At 58.3% G+C, this 15,516-nt stretch carries 16 protein-coding genes; 3 read left to right on the forward strand and 13 right to left on the reverse strand.

Annotated features, from left to right (window positions below; all coding sequences use genetic code 11):
• The first annotated feature begins 80 nt into the window (after positions 1 to 80).
• Positions 81 to 1,043 carry an NAD(P)H-quinone oxidoreductase gene (locus DQN55_RS07180; protein WP_048382427.1) on the forward strand — a complete coding sequence of 321 codons (963 nt, stop codon included), beginning with the start codon at positions 81 to 83 and terminating at the stop codon, positions 1,041 to 1,043.
• Between the two features lie 134 nt (positions 1,044 to 1,177).
• On the opposite strand, the gene DQN55_RS07185 is transcribed toward DQN55_RS07180, so the two are convergent.
• From DQN55_RS07185 to DQN55_RS07210, 6 genes are all read right to left on the reverse strand, one after another.
• The gene (locus DQN55_RS07185) at positions 1,178 to 1,831 is read right to left on the reverse strand and encodes an HAD family hydrolase (RefSeq protein ID WP_048382428.1); all 654 of its coding nucleotides are present in this window, start codon (positions 1,829 to 1,831) and stop codon (positions 1,178 to 1,180) included.
• Positions 1,832 to 1,865: 34 nt separating this feature from the next.
• On the reverse strand, positions 1,866 to 2,855 hold the full coding sequence (locus tag DQN55_RS07190; RefSeq protein ID WP_048382429.1) for an ABC transporter ATP-binding protein: 990 nt from the start codon (positions 2,853 to 2,855) through the stop codon (positions 1,866 to 1,868).
• Positions 2,852 to 3,652: an ABC transporter permease gene (locus tag DQN55_RS07195; RefSeq protein ID WP_048382430.1), complete on the reverse strand. Its 801-nt coding sequence runs from the start codon at positions 3,650 to 3,652 to the stop codon at positions 2,852 to 2,854. Before DQN55_RS07195 ends, DQN55_RS07190 begins: the two co-directional genes overlap by 4 nt.
• On the reverse strand, positions 3,639 to 4,475 hold the full coding sequence (locus DQN55_RS07200) for an ABC transporter permease (protein ID WP_048382431.1): 837 nt from the start codon (positions 4,473 to 4,475) through the stop codon (positions 3,639 to 3,641). Before DQN55_RS07200 ends, DQN55_RS07195 begins: the two co-directional genes overlap by 14 nt.
• A complete protein-coding gene (locus DQN55_RS07205) occupies positions 4,472 to 5,287 on the reverse strand; it encodes an alkaline phosphatase family protein (RefSeq protein ID WP_048382432.1) in 816 nt (271 codons plus the stop codon). The genes DQN55_RS07200 and DQN55_RS07205 overlap by 4 nt, the downstream gene beginning before the upstream one ends.
• 92 nt (positions 5,288 to 5,379) lie before the next feature.
• Positions 5,380 to 6,447, reverse strand: a complete 1,068-nt coding sequence (locus DQN55_RS07210) for an ABC transporter substrate-binding protein (protein WP_048382433.1) — start codon at positions 6,445 to 6,447, stop codon at positions 5,380 to 5,382.
• A gap of 403 nt (positions 6,448 to 6,850) precedes the next feature.
• Here DQN55_RS07210 and DQN55_RS07215 point away from each other — a divergent pair, with 403 nt between their 5' ends.
• Complete coding sequence (locus tag DQN55_RS07215; protein WP_231995682.1) at positions 6,851 to 7,513, forward strand: UTRA domain-containing protein; 663 nt, start codon at positions 6,851 to 6,853, stop codon at positions 7,511 to 7,513.
• A gap of 132 nt (positions 7,514 to 7,645) precedes the next feature.
• Here DQN55_RS07215 and DQN55_RS07220 read toward each other — a convergent pair whose 3' ends face one another.
• The 7 genes from DQN55_RS07220 to minC all read right to left on the reverse strand — a co-directional run bounded on the left by DQN55_RS07220 (position 7,646) and on the right by minC (position 14,464).
• Positions 7,646 to 9,802: a mechanosensitive ion channel family protein gene (locus DQN55_RS07220; RefSeq protein WP_048382434.1), complete on the reverse strand. Its 2,157-nt coding sequence runs from the start codon at positions 9,800 to 9,802 to the stop codon at positions 7,646 to 7,648.
• A 118-nt stretch (positions 9,803 to 9,920) separates the two neighbouring features.
• The gene (locus tag DQN55_RS07225; RefSeq protein WP_048382435.1) at positions 9,921 to 10,103 is read right to left on the reverse strand and encodes a hypothetical protein; all 183 of its coding nucleotides are present in this window, start codon (positions 10,101 to 10,103) and stop codon (positions 9,921 to 9,923) included.
• Positions 10,104 to 10,246: 143 nt separating this feature from the next.
• Positions 10,247 to 11,536 (reverse strand): M18 family aminopeptidase, encoded by a 1,290-nt coding sequence (locus DQN55_RS07230; RefSeq protein WP_048382436.1) that lies wholly within the window; start codon positions 11,534 to 11,536, stop codon positions 10,247 to 10,249.
• A 197-nt stretch (positions 11,537 to 11,733) separates the two neighbouring features.
• The gene (locus DQN55_RS07235; protein WP_048382437.1) at positions 11,734 to 12,369 is read right to left on the reverse strand and encodes an RluA family pseudouridine synthase; all 636 of its coding nucleotides are present in this window, start codon (positions 12,367 to 12,369) and stop codon (positions 11,734 to 11,736) included.
• A 90-nt stretch (positions 12,370 to 12,459) separates the two neighbouring features.
• Positions 12,460 to 12,714: a cell division topological specificity factor MinE gene (gene minE, locus DQN55_RS07240; protein ID WP_048382438.1), complete on the reverse strand. Its 255-nt coding sequence runs from the start codon at positions 12,712 to 12,714 to the stop codon at positions 12,460 to 12,462.
• 3 nt (positions 12,715 to 12,717) lie between these two features.
• Positions 12,718 to 13,530 (reverse strand): septum site-determining protein MinD, encoded by an 813-nt coding sequence (gene minD / locus DQN55_RS07245; RefSeq protein WP_048382439.1) that lies wholly within the window; start codon positions 13,528 to 13,530, stop codon positions 12,718 to 12,720.
• A 199-nt stretch (positions 13,531 to 13,729) separates the two neighbouring features.
• Complete coding sequence (gene minC / locus DQN55_RS07250; protein ID WP_111724327.1) at positions 13,730 to 14,464, reverse strand: septum site-determining protein MinC; 735 nt, start codon at positions 14,462 to 14,464, stop codon at positions 13,730 to 13,732.
• A 119-nt stretch (positions 14,465 to 14,583) separates the two neighbouring features.
• Here minC and DQN55_RS07255 point away from each other — a divergent pair, with 119 nt between their 5' ends.
• The gene (locus tag DQN55_RS07255; RefSeq protein ID WP_048382441.1) at positions 14,584 to 15,516 is read left to right on the forward strand and encodes a lipid A biosynthesis lauroyl acyltransferase; all 933 of its coding nucleotides are present in this window, start codon (positions 14,584 to 14,586) and stop codon (positions 15,514 to 15,516) included.

Here is a 15,516-nt window from a genome sequence, read left to right on the forward strand (position 1 = left end):
TTCCGTAAGAACCGGCCGCATAATGCAAGAAACCCGGCGCAACAGCTCCGGGCTCAGTCCAGACTCACTATGGAGGCACTGTGAAAGCATTGCAAGGCGTTGAAGGTCAAGTGAAGTGGGTTGAAGAGCCAAGCCCCACCTGTGATGTAGGACAAATTCGGATTCGTGTGGCCGCGGCAGGACTCAATCGGGCCGATCTGCTGCAAAGCGCCGGCTTATACCCGCCACCCCCTGGCGCCAGTCAGGTATTGGGCCTGGAATGTTCAGGCGTGGTCAGCGAAGTCGGCCCGGGTTCATCGTGGAAAATCGGTGATCGGGTCTGTGCCCTGTTGGCCGGTGGCGGCATGGCGCAAGAAGTGGTTGTGGATGCGCGTCACGCACTGCCGGTACCTGAAGGCCTGTCACTGCTTGAAGCGGCGGCTCTGCCCGAGGTTTACAGCACCGCGTGGCTGAACCTGTTCCAGCTGGCCGGCCTCAAGCCCGGTGAAAAAGTGCTGCTGCATGCCGGTGCCAGTGGCGTGGGTTCCGCGGCGATTCAGCTGTGCAAGGCGTTCGGAAGTCCCTGCTGGGTGACCGTGGGCTCATCGGAGCGTCTTGAGTATTGCCAGGCATTGGGCGCCCAGGGCGGGGTAGTACGCACCGACGGGCTGGACAGCTTAAAGTCGCTCGGACCTTTCGATGTGGTACTGGACCCGGTCGGCGCTAACTATGTCGAGTCCAACCTCAAGTTATTGGCGCTCGACGGGCGCTGGGTATTGATCGGCTTGATGGGGGGGCGCAAGGCTGAACTGGATCTGGCGTTGGTGCTGGGCAAGCGTATCCAGCTGTTGGGTTCAACCTTGCGCAGTCGTGACGACCAGTTCAAGGCGGACTTGCTCAGCGACCTTGGGCAACAGGTGTGGCCATTATTTACCGAGCGCCGGCTCAGCCCGCAACTGGCCAAAACCTTCCCGATCGAAGAGGCCCAGGCGGCTTTTACCGAACTGGCCAGTAATCAGGTGTCCGGCAAGCTGGTGCTGGTGATCGACAGCAGCCTGGTGTAACAACGGTACGGGAACTCTGTAGCCGCTGCCGAAGGCTGCGAAAAGGGCCGAAGGACCTTCAGCTGGGGTCGCTGCGCAACTCGTCGCAGGCTGCGGCAGCGGCTACAGGATTGCGTAGAAGCTGCCGAGGCCGGTTATTTCCAGTGATGAATCGGCCATCCCGCCTTTTCTGCGTGTTCGCGCAGTACCGGGTCGGGGTTGACTGCGTGGGGGTGGTCGACCTTGAGCAGCAGTGGCAAGTCGTTGCGCGAGTCAGAGTAAAAGCTGGCACCTTCCAGGTTCTCTTCATGCTCATCGAGCCATTCCATCAGCCGAGTGATCTTGCCCTCGCGGTAGGTCAGGGTGCCTACGGTATTGCCGGTGTACACGCCATTCTTGACTTCCAGCTCAATGCCCAGCACTTCGTCGATGCCCAGTCGTTCTGCAATGGGCTTGACCAGGTGGGTGCCTGACGCTGAAATCACCAGAATGCGATCGCCAGCCTTGCGGTGCGCGGCGATGGCGGTGCAGGCATCGCTGAAGATGATCGGCTCGATGCAGTCTTCAACCCAGGGGCCGACCAGGTGCTCAACCTCTTCAGGCGTACGGCCGGCCATCGGCTCAAGGCTGAAGGTCATGTACTCTTCCATCCTCAATCGGCCTTGGCTGTAGGCGTCCATCAGTTCGTTGTTACGCTGCATGAACGGCACCGCATCGACCCATCCCAAGCGCCCCATTTGCTCGCTCCACAAGGTGGCGCAGTCGCCGTGAATCAGGGTTTCGTCCAGATCAAAAATTGCCAGGGCCATCAGCGCAACTCTCTCTTCAATGATTTCAGGGGCATCAGGCTACCTCACAAAGGGTGTTCGAATCGATGGACAAGGCGACTCGTTGACCATCGGGGTACAGATCGTCGGGTGAGCGGTTGAGTACATCGACAATCAGGTTTACACCGCGAACTTCTACGCGGTAGCGAATCACATTCCCCAGCAGGCTGTGGCCGCGAATAACGGTGTCGGGCTCGCCTTGCAGGCTCAGCCCCAGGGTTTCCGGACGAATGGCTATACGTTTGCTGACCGGACGCTGCAGCAGCCTGCCGGCGGTTTCGGCGTCCAGCAGGTTGTAGTTGCCGATAAACCCTGCGGCAAAGGCATCCACCGGTGCGGCATAGAGGGTCTGGGCGTCGCCGCTTTGTACGATGCGCCCCTGATTCATCAGGAAGATGCGGTCGCTCATGGTCAGGGCTTCTTCCTGATCGTGGGTGACGAAAATCGTGGTCAGGCCCAGTTCTCGCTGAATGCTGCGAATTTGTTCGCGCAAATGTTTGCGAATGCGCGCATCCAGCGCCGACAGCGGCTCATCCAGCAGTAACAGGCGTGGCCGGGTCACCAGCGAGCGCGCCAGGGCCACACGCTGACACTGGCCGCCTGACAACTGGTGCGGGTAACGTTTGGCGAAGTCGTTCAACTCCACCAATTGCAGGACCTCGGCCACTCGCTTGTGGCTGTCGTTGGCGCGGACCTTCTGCATGCGCAGGCCGAAGGCCACGTTTTGTTCAACCGTCATGTTGGGGAACAGGGCATAGCTCTGGAACACCATGCCAATCTCGCGTTTTTGCGGACTCAGCGGCACGATGTCCTGGCCATCCAGCAAGATTTTCCCGCCGTCTACCGGCGTCAGTCCGGCGATACAGCGCAGCAGTGTGGATTTGCCGCAACCGGAAGGGCCAAGCAGGGTGACAAATTCACCTTTGGCGATGCTGCAGTTGATATCGCTGAATACCGGGGTGCCTGAATAGCTTTTTTGCAGGTGTTCGACGCTGACGAAACTCATTGGTTTTTGTCCTTGTTCAGGAAGGTGGCGACCCAGGTCAGCACCAATACAAAGAGGAAATAGGAGATCACCAGCGCACTTGTGAAATGGCCGCTGCTGTTACGCATGTTGTTCAAGAACACCTGCAAGGTTTCATAGCGGGTGCCGACCAGAATATTGGCGAACACAAACTCGCCGAACAAGAAGGAGAACGACAGCAGCAGTGCGACCATTAAGCCTTTGCGCAGGTTGGGCAGCACCACCAGGAACGCCGCCTGCCAGGTGCTGGCTCCCAGCAGTTGGGCGGCATCCATCAGGTCGCGCAAGTTGATCGCTTGCAAGTTGTTGGTGATGGCCCGGTACATGAACGGCAGCGCCACGGTGAAGTAGCAACCGATCAGGATCCACGGCGTACCCACCATTTGCAGCGGGCCGGAGCCGTACAGTTGCAGCAGGCCCACCGACGACACCACCGGAGGCACGGCAAATGGCAGCAGGATCAGGATGTTCATCAAGGCGTCGAGTTTGGGGAAGTGGTAATGCACCACGAACAGCAACGGCAAGATCAGTACAACCGACAGCACCAGCGCCGCAACACAGACCAGCAGCGACTGACCGAATGCAGCGAGAAAGCGCGGGTCGCTCCACAGTTGGCTGTACCACTTGAAGGTGAATCCGCTGGGCAGCACGGTCGCAGACCAACTGCTGGCAATGGAGTAAATCAGGGTGCCGGCCAGCGGCAGCAGCAAAATGATAAACAGCAGCCACACCACGCTGCGGTGGTAGAGGCTGGCCTGGGAAGATTCAGCGCGCGACATGGTAGCTCCTTTTAAGCAGCCACTGATGCACCAGTGTGACCAGGGTCATCAAGCCGACCAGAATCACCGCCAGGGCGCTGGCCATGTTGGGGTCCAGGCTGATGTCGCCCGAGACCATCGCTGCAATGCGGATGGGCAGCACGTTGAAATTACCCGTGGTCAGGGCGTACACCGTGGCATAGGCCCCGAGGGCGTTGGCCAGCAGAATGACAAACGTACCGAGCAGCGCCGGAGTCAACACCGGCAGCCCGATATGCCGCCAGAATTGCCAACTGCTGGCACCGAGCAATGAAGCCGACTCGCGCCAGTCTTCACGCAAGGCATCGAAGGCCGGATAGAGCAGCAACACCCCGAGCGGGATCTGGAAGTAGGTGTACAAAATGATCAGGCCGGTTTTGGAGTAGAGGTTGAAATCCTCGATGATCCCCGCCTGTTTGAGCATGATCGTGATACTGCCGTTGAAGCCCAGCAAAATGATAAAGGCGAACGCCAGCGGCACACCGGAAAAGTTGCTGGTCATGTTGGCGAATGCGTTGACGAAGTTGCGTAGCCGCGAGTCCACCTTGCGCAGCGAATAACTGCCGAGTACGGCGATCACGATGCCAAACAGGCTGGACCAAAAGCTGATCTCCAGGCTGTGTCGGATGGCCTGCAAATAGAATTTCGAGCTGAATATCTTGCTGAAATTGGCCAGTCCCCAGCCACTGTCTTCCGATTGCACGCTGTGGATAAGCACCCAGACCAAGGGGGCGATCTGAAACACGATGAAAAAAACGGCGAAGGGCACAAGGCATAACAGCGCCAGCCATTTACCCCGGCTCATGACGCAAGTCTCAACAAGTCCCGGCACACCGGCTTGTCGTGAGCAACGCCAAGCAGTTCGCAAATCGTGCCACAGAGCTCCGTTTGGCGTGGTGTGGCTTGTGGGTCGAGGCTGAAGGCGTCGCCCAATACAAAGAGCGGGACTTCGCGTTCCTCCGGCAGCAGACCGTTGTGGGATCGGTCGTTGTTCATCCCGTGATCGGCTGTGACCAGGACTTGATACCCGGCATCGAGCCAGCCTTGCAGATAGTCCGCCAGGATAATGTCGGCCGAACGTGCGCTGTTGCGGTACTGCGCCGTGTCGAGGCCGTGCTTGTGCCCGGCATCGTCGATGTTCATGGGGTGTACCAGCATAAAATCCGGTGCATGCGCCAGGCGCAGGCTTTCGGCGTCAGCGAACAGGTGGGAGTCGGGGTAATGATCGCTCCAGTAGAAATACCCGTTCTGTATCGGTAAATCGGCGGCCCGGGTGTGACGGTCGCGGGGGATGACAAAGGGGGAGCGATTGTACAGCTCGCTGACCCAGTGATAGGCCGCAGCAGCGGTACTCAGCCCGCTGTCGCGGGCGTAATGGAACACGCTGCGCTGGTTGGACAGGCGAGCGATGTTGTTGTGCACGATGCCGCTTTCAATGGGGGGCACGCCGGTGAGGATGCACTCGTAGAGAGGCCTCGACAACGCGGGTAATTCACAGGTGAGTTGATACAGCGCGGCGCGTCCGGCCCCGACATAAGCCTGTAGATGGCCCATGGCGTGGCGGGCGACGGTGTAGTTCAACCCGTCGAGCACGACCAGAATAACGGTGTGTGTCATGTACAGCGACTCCGTTGGCACAGGTAGCCGGGCAGCACTCTGCAGCCATTGCCGCAGGTTGCGGCACGTGGCTACAGGTGTTGGCCAGTCAGTTACTGCATATTGATAATGACTTCTTCCTGCCACAGCTGTGGCAAGGCCTTGGAGGTTTTTTCCCAGGCAGCCGCGTCCTTGATCAGAGTCACGTTCTTGTATTGCTCGTTGGGCAGCAGCTGTTTTTGTACGTCCTCAGGCAGCTTCAGGTGTTCGGCCCGAATCGGACGTGCATTGCCCCGCGCCAGATTGGTTTGCCCGGCATCGCTGAAGATGAATTCGCGGGTCAGTTTGGCTGCGTTCGGATGCTTGGCGTATTTATTGATAATGGTGGTGTAACCCGAGATCACCGAACCGTCGGAAGGAATCAGCACCACATAGTCGTCCGGGTTGACCATTTTGTTGCGATAGCTCAGGCCATTGAAATCCCAGACCACGCCCACTTCGACTTCACCCTTTTCCATGGTGGCGATGGTCGGGTTGGCCAGGGACAAACGCCCTTGCTTGGCGATGTCAGCGAACATCAGCAGGGCGGGTTGAATGTTGGTTTCACTGCCGCCCTTGGCGATCGCAGCAGCCAGCACGCCGTTGGTGGCCTGTGCAGCGGTACTCACGTCACCGATGGAAACCTTGTATTTACCGGTGGCCAGGTCAGCCCACTTGGTAGGGGCCTCGGAGCCGTGCAGCAGTTTTTTGTTGATGATGAAGGCGATGGTGCCGGTATAGGCCAGTGCCCAGTTGCCGTCTTTGTCCTTGGCCCACTCCGGGATCTGATCCCAGGTCGTGGGTTTATAAGGTTGAGTCACGCCCTTGGCCACGGCAATCGGGCCGAAGGCTGCACCGACGTCGCCGATGTCGGCGCTGGCGTTGTCTTTTTCCGCCGCAAACTTGGCCACTTCCTGTGCCGAACTCATGTCGGTGTCGATGTGCGTGAGGCCATACAGTTTGTTCAAGTCTGCCCACGTGGCTTTCCAGTTGGCCCAATCGTCCGGCATGCCGACGCTGTTGACTGCGCCTTCTGCCCGCGCTGCGGCTTCAAGGGTTTTCAAATCGACATCGGCGGCCATGGCAGTGGTGCACAGGGCGATGCTTGAACCTAACAGTGATGCCAGGAAAAACTGTTTCATCCGTAGCTCCTTGGTCGTTTTCAACGCTGGGTTTTATTGATTTTCTGCAGGGTGTTGGTCTAGGTCAGCAATACCTGAGCCAATTTAAGCCGGATGGATGACACTTTAATGTCGGTGTCGCCTGTGATGGGCCTGCCACAGACCAATGTGCTCATTGCGAGTAAGCGTAGACCATGGCGCAGCCCCCGCCCGGCAAGGCCCCTGGCGTCTCATGCGGGGTTTTAGAGGGAGGCGCTGTCATCCAACAGTCATGTGTTCTGCCTAGGCTGGCGAGCTCAGAGAATGACGGTTTGCAGGTTCATCCTGCGTGCTTTGCAGGTTGGCCTAGTCCAGATAGGTAACGATGATGCGAGAAGGTGCACCCAAGGCGGTTACAGCGATCAGTCGCACGCTTCAATAGCAGATTGAACACGGTTTGCTGGCGTACGGGCGACAGCTGCCTGCAGAACGCAAGCTGAGCGAGTTGTTTGCCACCACCCGGGTGACCGTGCGCGAGGCCCTGCTGCAGCTTGAATCCCAAGGTCTGGTTTACCGTGAAGAGCGGCGTGGCTGGTTTGTTTCACCTCCGCGCCTGGCCTACAACCTGATGCAGCGCAGCCACTTTCATGCCATGGTCAGCGCCCAAGGCCGGGTGCCCACGACCGAAGTAATTTCGGCGCGTTTGCAGCCGGCTTCGGCGGTGGTGTGTGAGCGCTTGCAGTTGCCAGCGTTGTCCAGCGTGATCCAGATTTGTCGGAGGCGCAGAATTGACGGGCGATTGGTGCTGTACGTTGAGCACTACTTGAATCCGCAATACTTCCCTCAGATCTTGCAGTTCGATTTAACGCAGTCGATCACTGAGTTGTATGCGCGGCATTACGATTTGCAGTACGGGCGGGTGCGTTTCGAGATCGTCCCCACGGCCTTGCCCCTGGACGCGGCAGCGGCCCTGAAAGTATCAACCGGGAGCCCGGGTCTGAGAATTGCCCGGGTCAATTATGACCAGCACCAGCGGCTGATCGACTGCGACCTGGAATACTGGCGACATGATGCGATTCACGTCGGCGCCGATGTGCTGGAGCGTTGAAAGGGCGCGCAATCACCCTGTAACCGCTGCCGAAGGCTGCGATGGATTGTGCGCAGTGAGCCTGATATTGAAGGTCCTTCGGCCCTTTTCGCAGCCTTTGGCAGCGGCTACACCACGATTTTTAGCTTGTGCTCAATCCTTCTGCAAAATCCCGCCGCTGGTGGTCACCACCTGCACGCTCAGGCGCGGGGTGGCGAGGTCCAGGCCGGCTTCATCCAGGTGCCGCTTCAGCGACAGGTTGAAGGCGCGGGATACTTCCCATTGTTTGATCGGTGCCGTCTTGAAGCGCGCACGTAGAATCGCACTGCCCGACTCAAAACTCTCCACGCCCTGAATCTCCAGCGGCGACCAGATGTTGCGACGTTGCAGCGGATCAGTGCGCATTTTTTGGCCGACATCACGCATCAGCTTGATCGCGTCGTCTATTTCCATGTTGTAGGGGATCGCTACCCGGAAGATCGCGTAACCGAACTCACGAGAGTAGTTCTTGATGCTTTTGATCTCGCTGAACGGGATGGTGTGCACGATGCCATCGATGTCCCGCAGGCGCACGGTTCGAATTGTCAGGCCTTCTACTGTCCCCAGGTGGCCGCCGACATCCACGTAGTCGTCGATGGCCAGGGAGTCTTCGATGATGATGAACAGGCCGGTAATCAGATCGGCAACCAGTGATTGAGCACCGAAACCAATGGCCAGACCGATGACGCCCGCACCGGCCAGCAGAGGCGTTACGTTCATGCCCATGTTTGCCAGGGCAACGATCAGCGCAATGATGAAGATTGCTACAAACAGAACGTTGCGGATCAGCGGCATCATGGTTTGTGCGCGGGCATTGGCCAAGCCTTTGCGTGAGCGGGTCAGGGCATGGTGCACGGCGGTATCGGACAGAATCCAGATCAGCCAGGCAAACAGCAGCGTCCCGCCGAGGCTGAACAATTTGACACTGACCTCATGGCCATCGCCCTCGGTGAAGCTAATCAGCGACATGCCCCACACCCGCAGCCCCAGTTCGATGAACACGAGCCAGACCATTAAATGGACGAGGGTGTAGACGAAACTTTTCAAGCGATCGGAATACAGTGCGTGGCGTTTGTGTCCGCGCTGGGGTTTTAGCGCATGCCGGCGTACCAGGCCGTTGATCACCATGCACAACACCACCAGTACGGTACAGATCAGCGACTGGCGCAAGGCGGTGCTGGTATCGCCCGCCGATATAAAGGTCGCGACCAGTGAAACGCCTACCAGAATCAATGCCGCCACGTACCAGTAGGTGCCGATGAGCTCGATGCTGTCACTCAATGCGCGTCGGGTCAGACGACGGGACAGCGGCTGGTTGCGGATCAGGTGGGCGATGGGGCGCCGGAAGCGAATGATGAACAGCCCGGTGGACAGTGCAGCCATGACATTGGCAAAGGTGGCGGCGGTATGGGCCAGATGCACGCCGAGTGTGGCGACCAGTCTCGGATCGCTCAGCGCCTCGCCAAAGGCCGCAAAACTGCCGATCCACCACAGCGGGCGAAAGGCCTGATGCCGAAGAATATGCAGGGCATGGTGGCGGTGCGGGCCGTCAAGCAAGGAAAAGAGGATGACGCACGTGGCAGAGAAACAGGTGCCGATCACCAGGGCATATGCGAGCACCATCGCCAGGTCTTTGCCCAGCGACGACGGCAAGGCATAGCTCATGTACACGGTGATCACCAGCGCCACCAGCCAGGGGCCCAGCTTGCGCAAGGCAAAACGCAACATATCGACGGCTTTGGGGTGTTGTGGCAATTCTTCGCTGAGGCCAAAGCGCAGGCGTACCCGATGGCTCACCCAAATCAGCAACGCGGCCAGCAGGCTCCACACCATGATAATCAGCGCAAAGGCAAAAATGATCGGTAGCCATTGGCTCGCCGGCAGCATTAATGCGACGAGCTCATCCTTGGCCTGTTCAATTTCCCGGGACCAGCGATAGGTAGGGCTGTCATCGCCCGAAAATTGTTTTTCGAGGTCGCTGAGGGTGCTGCCGATCAGCCCCAGAACGCCGATTTCGGCTTCGGGCTGCGCCTGTTTGGTCGCGTCGCGCAGCTTCTTCAGATCAGCCAATAACTTGCTGCGTTGCTGATCGTTCTCCAGGTTCTTGATCACCTCGTCCAGCGACTGCCCTAACGGCTCAGTCGGTTGCGCCTGGCTTGTCGAGCTGCCAAGCAAGCCTGGCAAGCCCGCGGCCTGAGTTGACGCCACGGGCAGCAAGGCCAGCAAGCAAATAAGCAGGTAGGAGGGCAGTGCGAACAGACGAAGGAACACTAGGCGATCAACCTCGAGAAATACGGATTTGGCCGAGTGTACGCTAGGCCCTGCGATCATTCATTTTTTGTCACACAAAAATGAATGATCGCAGGGCGGGTGCAGAAGACGCCGGTTCCTATTCGTTCAGTTTGGCCAGGATTTTGAAGATGATGGTGCCAAAAATCAGCAGCATCCCACACCAGATCATCAGCACGCCGATACCGCTAGGGCGTTCGCGAAAGTTGAAACCTATGGTCAGCAACAACATGCCACAGACAATGGGAATCATCATGGAGTGGAACGCAGACAGCTCAATCATGGTTATGAACCTGAAGGAATGAATGCTCTGAGTCTAGGCGGCTTTGTGCAGAGGGGGAGTGATGCGCATCAAAAAATGATGTGAGTTGTTTTTTGATGCAGCAACCCCGCTGCCGCAGATTGCGGTAGCGGGGGCAGGAGGCGTTATGGCAATTGCTGGCTGGCGTAGAACGCGCTCAATACTTTGACCAGGTGTGCCAGGTCATGACTGCCGGCCAGCTCTCGAATCGAATGCATGGCAAATGTCGGCAGGCCGATGTCCACGGTGCGCACGCCCAGATGGCTGGCGGTGATCGGGCCAATGGTTGATCCGCAGCCCATGTCGCTGCGCACGACAAAGCTCTGCACCGGAACTTCTTCGGCCATGCACAGATGACGGAAAAAACCGGCTGTTTCGCTGTTGGTGGCGTAACGCTGATTGCTGTTGACCTTGATCACCGGTCCGGCATTGAGTTTCGGGCCGTGGTTGGCGTCGTGCTTGTCGGCATAGTTGGGGTGCACGCCATGAGCGTTATCGGCTGATACCAGCAGCGACTTTTGAATGGTGCGCACGTACTCGTCACCCTCAGGCAGCAGGCGCTGGAGGATTTGTTCGAGCATCGGACCGTCGGCGCCGCACGCCGAGCACGAGCCGACCTCTTCGTGATCGTTGGCCACGAACAGGCAGGTTTCTTCGGTCTCGGTATTGAGCAGGGCTTGCAGGCCGGCGTAACACGACAGCAGGTTATCGAGGCGTGCGCCGGCGATGAAGTCGCCATTGAGACCGATGACTGCGGCGCTTTGAGTGTCGTAGAAACTCAACTCGTAATCGAGCACGACGTCAGCGTTGAGACCGTGCTCGCGCGCCAGTTGGTCGGTGAGCAGGGCGCGGAAATCAACGCGCTCATCGCCGGCGACCTGAGCCAGGATTGGCGGCAGTTCGGTCTGGGGATTGATTGGCCAGCCTTCGTTGGCGGCGCGATTGAGGTGGATCGCCAGATTGGGGATGGTCGCAATTGGCGCCCTGAAATCGATCAGCTGGCTTTCAACCTGGCCATCGCGGCGAAAGGTGACACGCCCGGCGAGCGACAGGTCGCGGTCGAACCAGGGAGCCAGCAAGGCGCCGCCGTAGACTTCGACACCCAGCTGCCAGAAACCCTGACGTTGCAATTCGGGTTGTGGCTTGACCCGCAGGCAGGGGCTGTCTGTGTGAGCACCGACCATGCGGATGCCGCCATGCAGCGCAGAGTGACGACCCAGCTTGAAAGCAACGATGGAAGAGTCATTACGGGTGACGTAATAACGGCCATTGGCTTCGGTGAACCATGTTTCGCGTTCGTCGAGGCGCTGAAAACCTGCAGCCTCCAGACGTTGAACAAGACTGGCAGTGGCATGAAAGGGGGTAGGGGAGGCCTTCAGAAAGTCGATCAGGCCTTGGTTCAACTCTTCGCGCATAAGTTACTCCAGACAGCAAGGCCGCGAGTTTAACGCATTTCCCTCAGGAGCTGGCAGGCTGCGATCTTTTGATCCTTAGCCGCTGCAGAAGGCGGGGCATCAAGCGGCCAAGGCGCTTGATGCCCTGGACGCAGCCTCGCTCCGCGCGTCAGCGGCTACGGATCTGGGAGGTTACTAAGGCCGCGGCCGGCGGCGGTTTAAAACGGTGCCGGACACTCGAAGCGCAGGCGCTCGCCGGTTTGCGGGTGGGTGAAGCTGAGCATGCTGGCATGCAGGCACAGGCGCGGCCAGGCGGCCAGGGCCTGTGGGTGAGCGTAAAGCCCGTCACCCAACAGTGGATGACCGATAGACAGCATGTGCACGCGCAACTGGTGCGAACGTCCGGTAATGGGCGTCAGCTCAACTCGGCAATAGTCGCCACAGCGTTCCAGGACTTTCCAGAACGTCAGTGCGTTTTTACCAAACTCGTGATCGACCACATGCCGAGGCTTGGTGGGCGGGTCGTAACGCAAGGGCAGATCAATGGTGCCGCTGTCGAGTTCGGGCTGACCCCAGGCCAAAGCGGTGTAGGCTTTTTCAGTTTCGCGGTCGTGAAACTGGCGCGACAATTCTCGATGGGTATCCGCATCCCGGGCCAGCAGAATGATTCCGGAAGTTTCCCAGTCCAGGCGATGGACAATGCGCGCTTCCGGATAGCCGTTTTCTTGCAGGCGAGTGATCAGGCAATCCTTGTTGTCTTCGGCCCGGCCCGGCACCGAAAGCAGCAACGTCGGTTTGTTGACGACCAGAACGCCTGCGTCCTGATGGATGATGTGGATATTCGACAACGGCATTAAAACAGCCTCTTAACAAACGCCAACGGCGACGTGGGAACCTCCTCTGCAGAGAAGGCGCCCAAGCCGCCGTGGTGTCAGCCGGATCGATCAGCGATCAGGCAGTGTGATATTGAGTTCCAGAATCGAGCAGCTGCCCTGGTTTTCCAGTGCAACCTGTACTTGATCTGACTCGATGTTGACGTATTTGCGGATCACTTCGACCAGCTCTTTTTGCAGGGCTGGCAGGTAGTCAGGACTGGTGCGTTGGCCGCGTTCGTGCGCCACGATAATCTGTAGACGCTCTTTCGCGACCGACGCGGTAGTGGTCTTTTTGTTGGCACGAAAGAAGTCAAAAATATTCATTGCTTAGTTGCCTCCAAACAGGCGCTCGAAGAATCCCTTCTTCGTCACATCGAGGAAACGGTGTTCCACGGTTTTGCCCAGCAAGCGATCAACCGCATCGCTGTAAGCCTGACCGGCGTCGCTCTGATCATCAAGGATCACGGGCACGCCCTGGTTGGATGCTTTGAGTACCGCCTGGGATTCTGGAATCACGCCCAGCAGGGCTACGGCCAGAATCTCTTTAACGTCTTCTACGCCCAGCATCTCGCCCTTGCTCACGCGCTCGGGGTTGTAGCGGGTCAGCAGCAAGTGCTCGCGGATCGGTTCTTCGCCCAGTTCGGCACGACGCGACTTGCTGGCCAGCAGGCCGAGCATGCGGTCGGAGTCACGTACCGAAGACACTTCAGGGTTGGTCACGACAATCGCTTCATCGGCGAAGTACATGGCCAGGTGAGCGCCGGTTTCGATACCGGCCGGGGAGTCGCAGACCACGAATTCGAAGGTTTCTTTAAGTTCCATCAGAACTTTTTCGACGCCTTCCTTGGTCAGGGCTTCCTTGTCACGCGTCTGGCTGGCAGCCAGTACGTAGAGGTTTTCCAGACGCTTGTCTTTGATCAGGGCCTGCTGCAGGTTGGCTTCGCCATTGACCACGTTGACGAAGTCGTACACCACGCGGCACTCGCAACCCATGATCAAGTCCAGGTTACGCAAGCCAACGTCGAAGTCGACGATCACTGTTTTGTGGCCGCGCAGAGCGAGGCCGGTACCGATAGCGGCGCTGGTGGTGGTCTTACCCACACCACCCTTGCCGGATGTAACCACTAGAATCTTGGCCAAGGTGTTTCACCCCTAAGGAAAAAGGACTTTTTAGCCCCTGAATAACATCTCTGTAACGACTGCAGGTCAACAGTCTTGGCGGGCCATCGTTTCGGGTCGGTCTACATGACGTAGGCGCTTCCTGCTTGCTGACTTCCTACAAGTTTTAATCTGTTTTCTCTACGATTTTGAGATGGTTGGAAAATGGCGAGAGTATCCGTTAAAGACGGGTGATGTTCAACATGTCGCTTGACAGACTGATTTGAACACCTGCTCCCCACAAGGGATCACGGCGCAGGTCTTCACTGACCTTGTACTTGCCGGCAATGGACACCAGCTCGGCGCTCAGTTGCTGGCAAAAAATGCGCGCTTTGGCATTGCCTTTATGGCCAGCCAGCGCTCGACCGCGCATAGGCCCGTACACATGGATGTTTCCATCGGCCATAAGTTCCGCACCGGGACTCACTGAAGCGACGACGACCAGGTCGCAGCCTTCGGCGTATATCGTCTGGCCACCACGTACCGGGCTGGTAATGATCTTGGTTGGCCTGATCACGGGCTCGGCCGGTTTTTCAGGTTTTTTGGGCACGGCCTCTACAGGCTCGATCGGCTGCTCACGTGCACCGGAGGGTGGCAGCACGGGCAGGTCGATGGCGATGGCAGCGGCGATATCTTCGATACGGCTGGCACGAATGGCCAGGGTACGCAGGCCATGTTGGCGGCACACGCGCATCAAGGCCGGCAGATCGATTGCACCTTCGCTGGCGGGCAACTTGTCCAGTGCCAGTACCAGCGGAGTGTTGCTGAAAAAATTCGGTGCTTGTGCCACTTTGGCAGCCAGTTGGCGATCAAGGGCTTCAAGGTTGTTGTGTGCCAGTTCCAGCACCGTAATGGCGAGCATACTGCCCTTTAACTGGAACACAGGGGCTTGGTCTAGCGATTCGGTTGGGCTCATGGTTTGTTTAACACAGCTTGTCACTTAAAGTGCTGAGACTTATAACGAGAACGCTGGCGAGCCGCAAGCGGGGTCTAACGATGTAGAATGCCCGGCCATCTGTCTGTCCGGAATCACTCATGGATCGCCCGCGTTTTCGAGCTGCTTTTTTTCATCCGCGCTTTTGGCCGCTCTGGTCAGGGTTGGGGCTGCTATGGCTGGTCGTTCAATTACCTTATAAAACCCAGCTGTGCATCGGTCGCGGGCTGGGTGCGCTGATGTACCGGGTAGCGGGGGACCGTCGACGCATTGCTGCCCGTAACCTCGAATTGTGCTTCCCGGAAAAAACCGCCGCTGAACGCAAGCGCTTGCTCAAGGACAATTTTGCGTCCACGGGTATCGCGTTCTTTGAAATGGCCATGAGCTGGTGGTGGTCCAGGCCGCGGCTGGCCAGGCTGGCTCATGTCGAAGGGCTGGAACACCTCAAGCAGGCTCAGCTGGATGGCAAGGGCGTGATCCTGATGGCGTTTCACTTCACCACGCTGGAAATCGGCGCTGCGCTGCTCGGTCAGAAGCACACGATCGATGGCATGTACCGTGAGCACAAGAACCCGCTGTTCGACTTTATCCAGCGACGGGGCCGTGAGCGGCACAATGTCGACTCGCTGGCAGTGGAGCGTGATGACGTTCGCGGGATGCTCAAGTTACTGCGTTCCGGGCGGGCGATCTGGTATGCGCCCGACCAGGATTACGGCGCCAAGCAAAGCATTTTCGTGCCGCTATTCGGTATCCCGGCGGCGACCGTCACCGCGACCAGTAAATTCGCCAGACTGGGCAAGGCGCAGGTTGTGCCCTTTACTCAACAACGGCTGGCCGATGGCAGCGGTTATAAACTGGTCATTCATCCTCCCCTGAAGGACTTTCCCGGAGAAAGCGATGAGGCTGATTGCCTGCGAATCAATCACTGGGTCGAGCGAGCGGTGCGTGAGTGTCCCGAGCAATACTTGTGGGCCCATCGCCGCTTCAAGACCCGCCCGCCGGGCGAGCCAAAGCTCTACGACAAGCGTCGCTGA

It is taken from the genome of Pseudomonas taetrolens, from assembly GCF_900475285.1.
Classification (GTDB): Bacteria; Pseudomonadota; Gammaproteobacteria; order Pseudomonadales; family Pseudomonadaceae; genus Aquipseudomonas; species Aquipseudomonas taetrolens.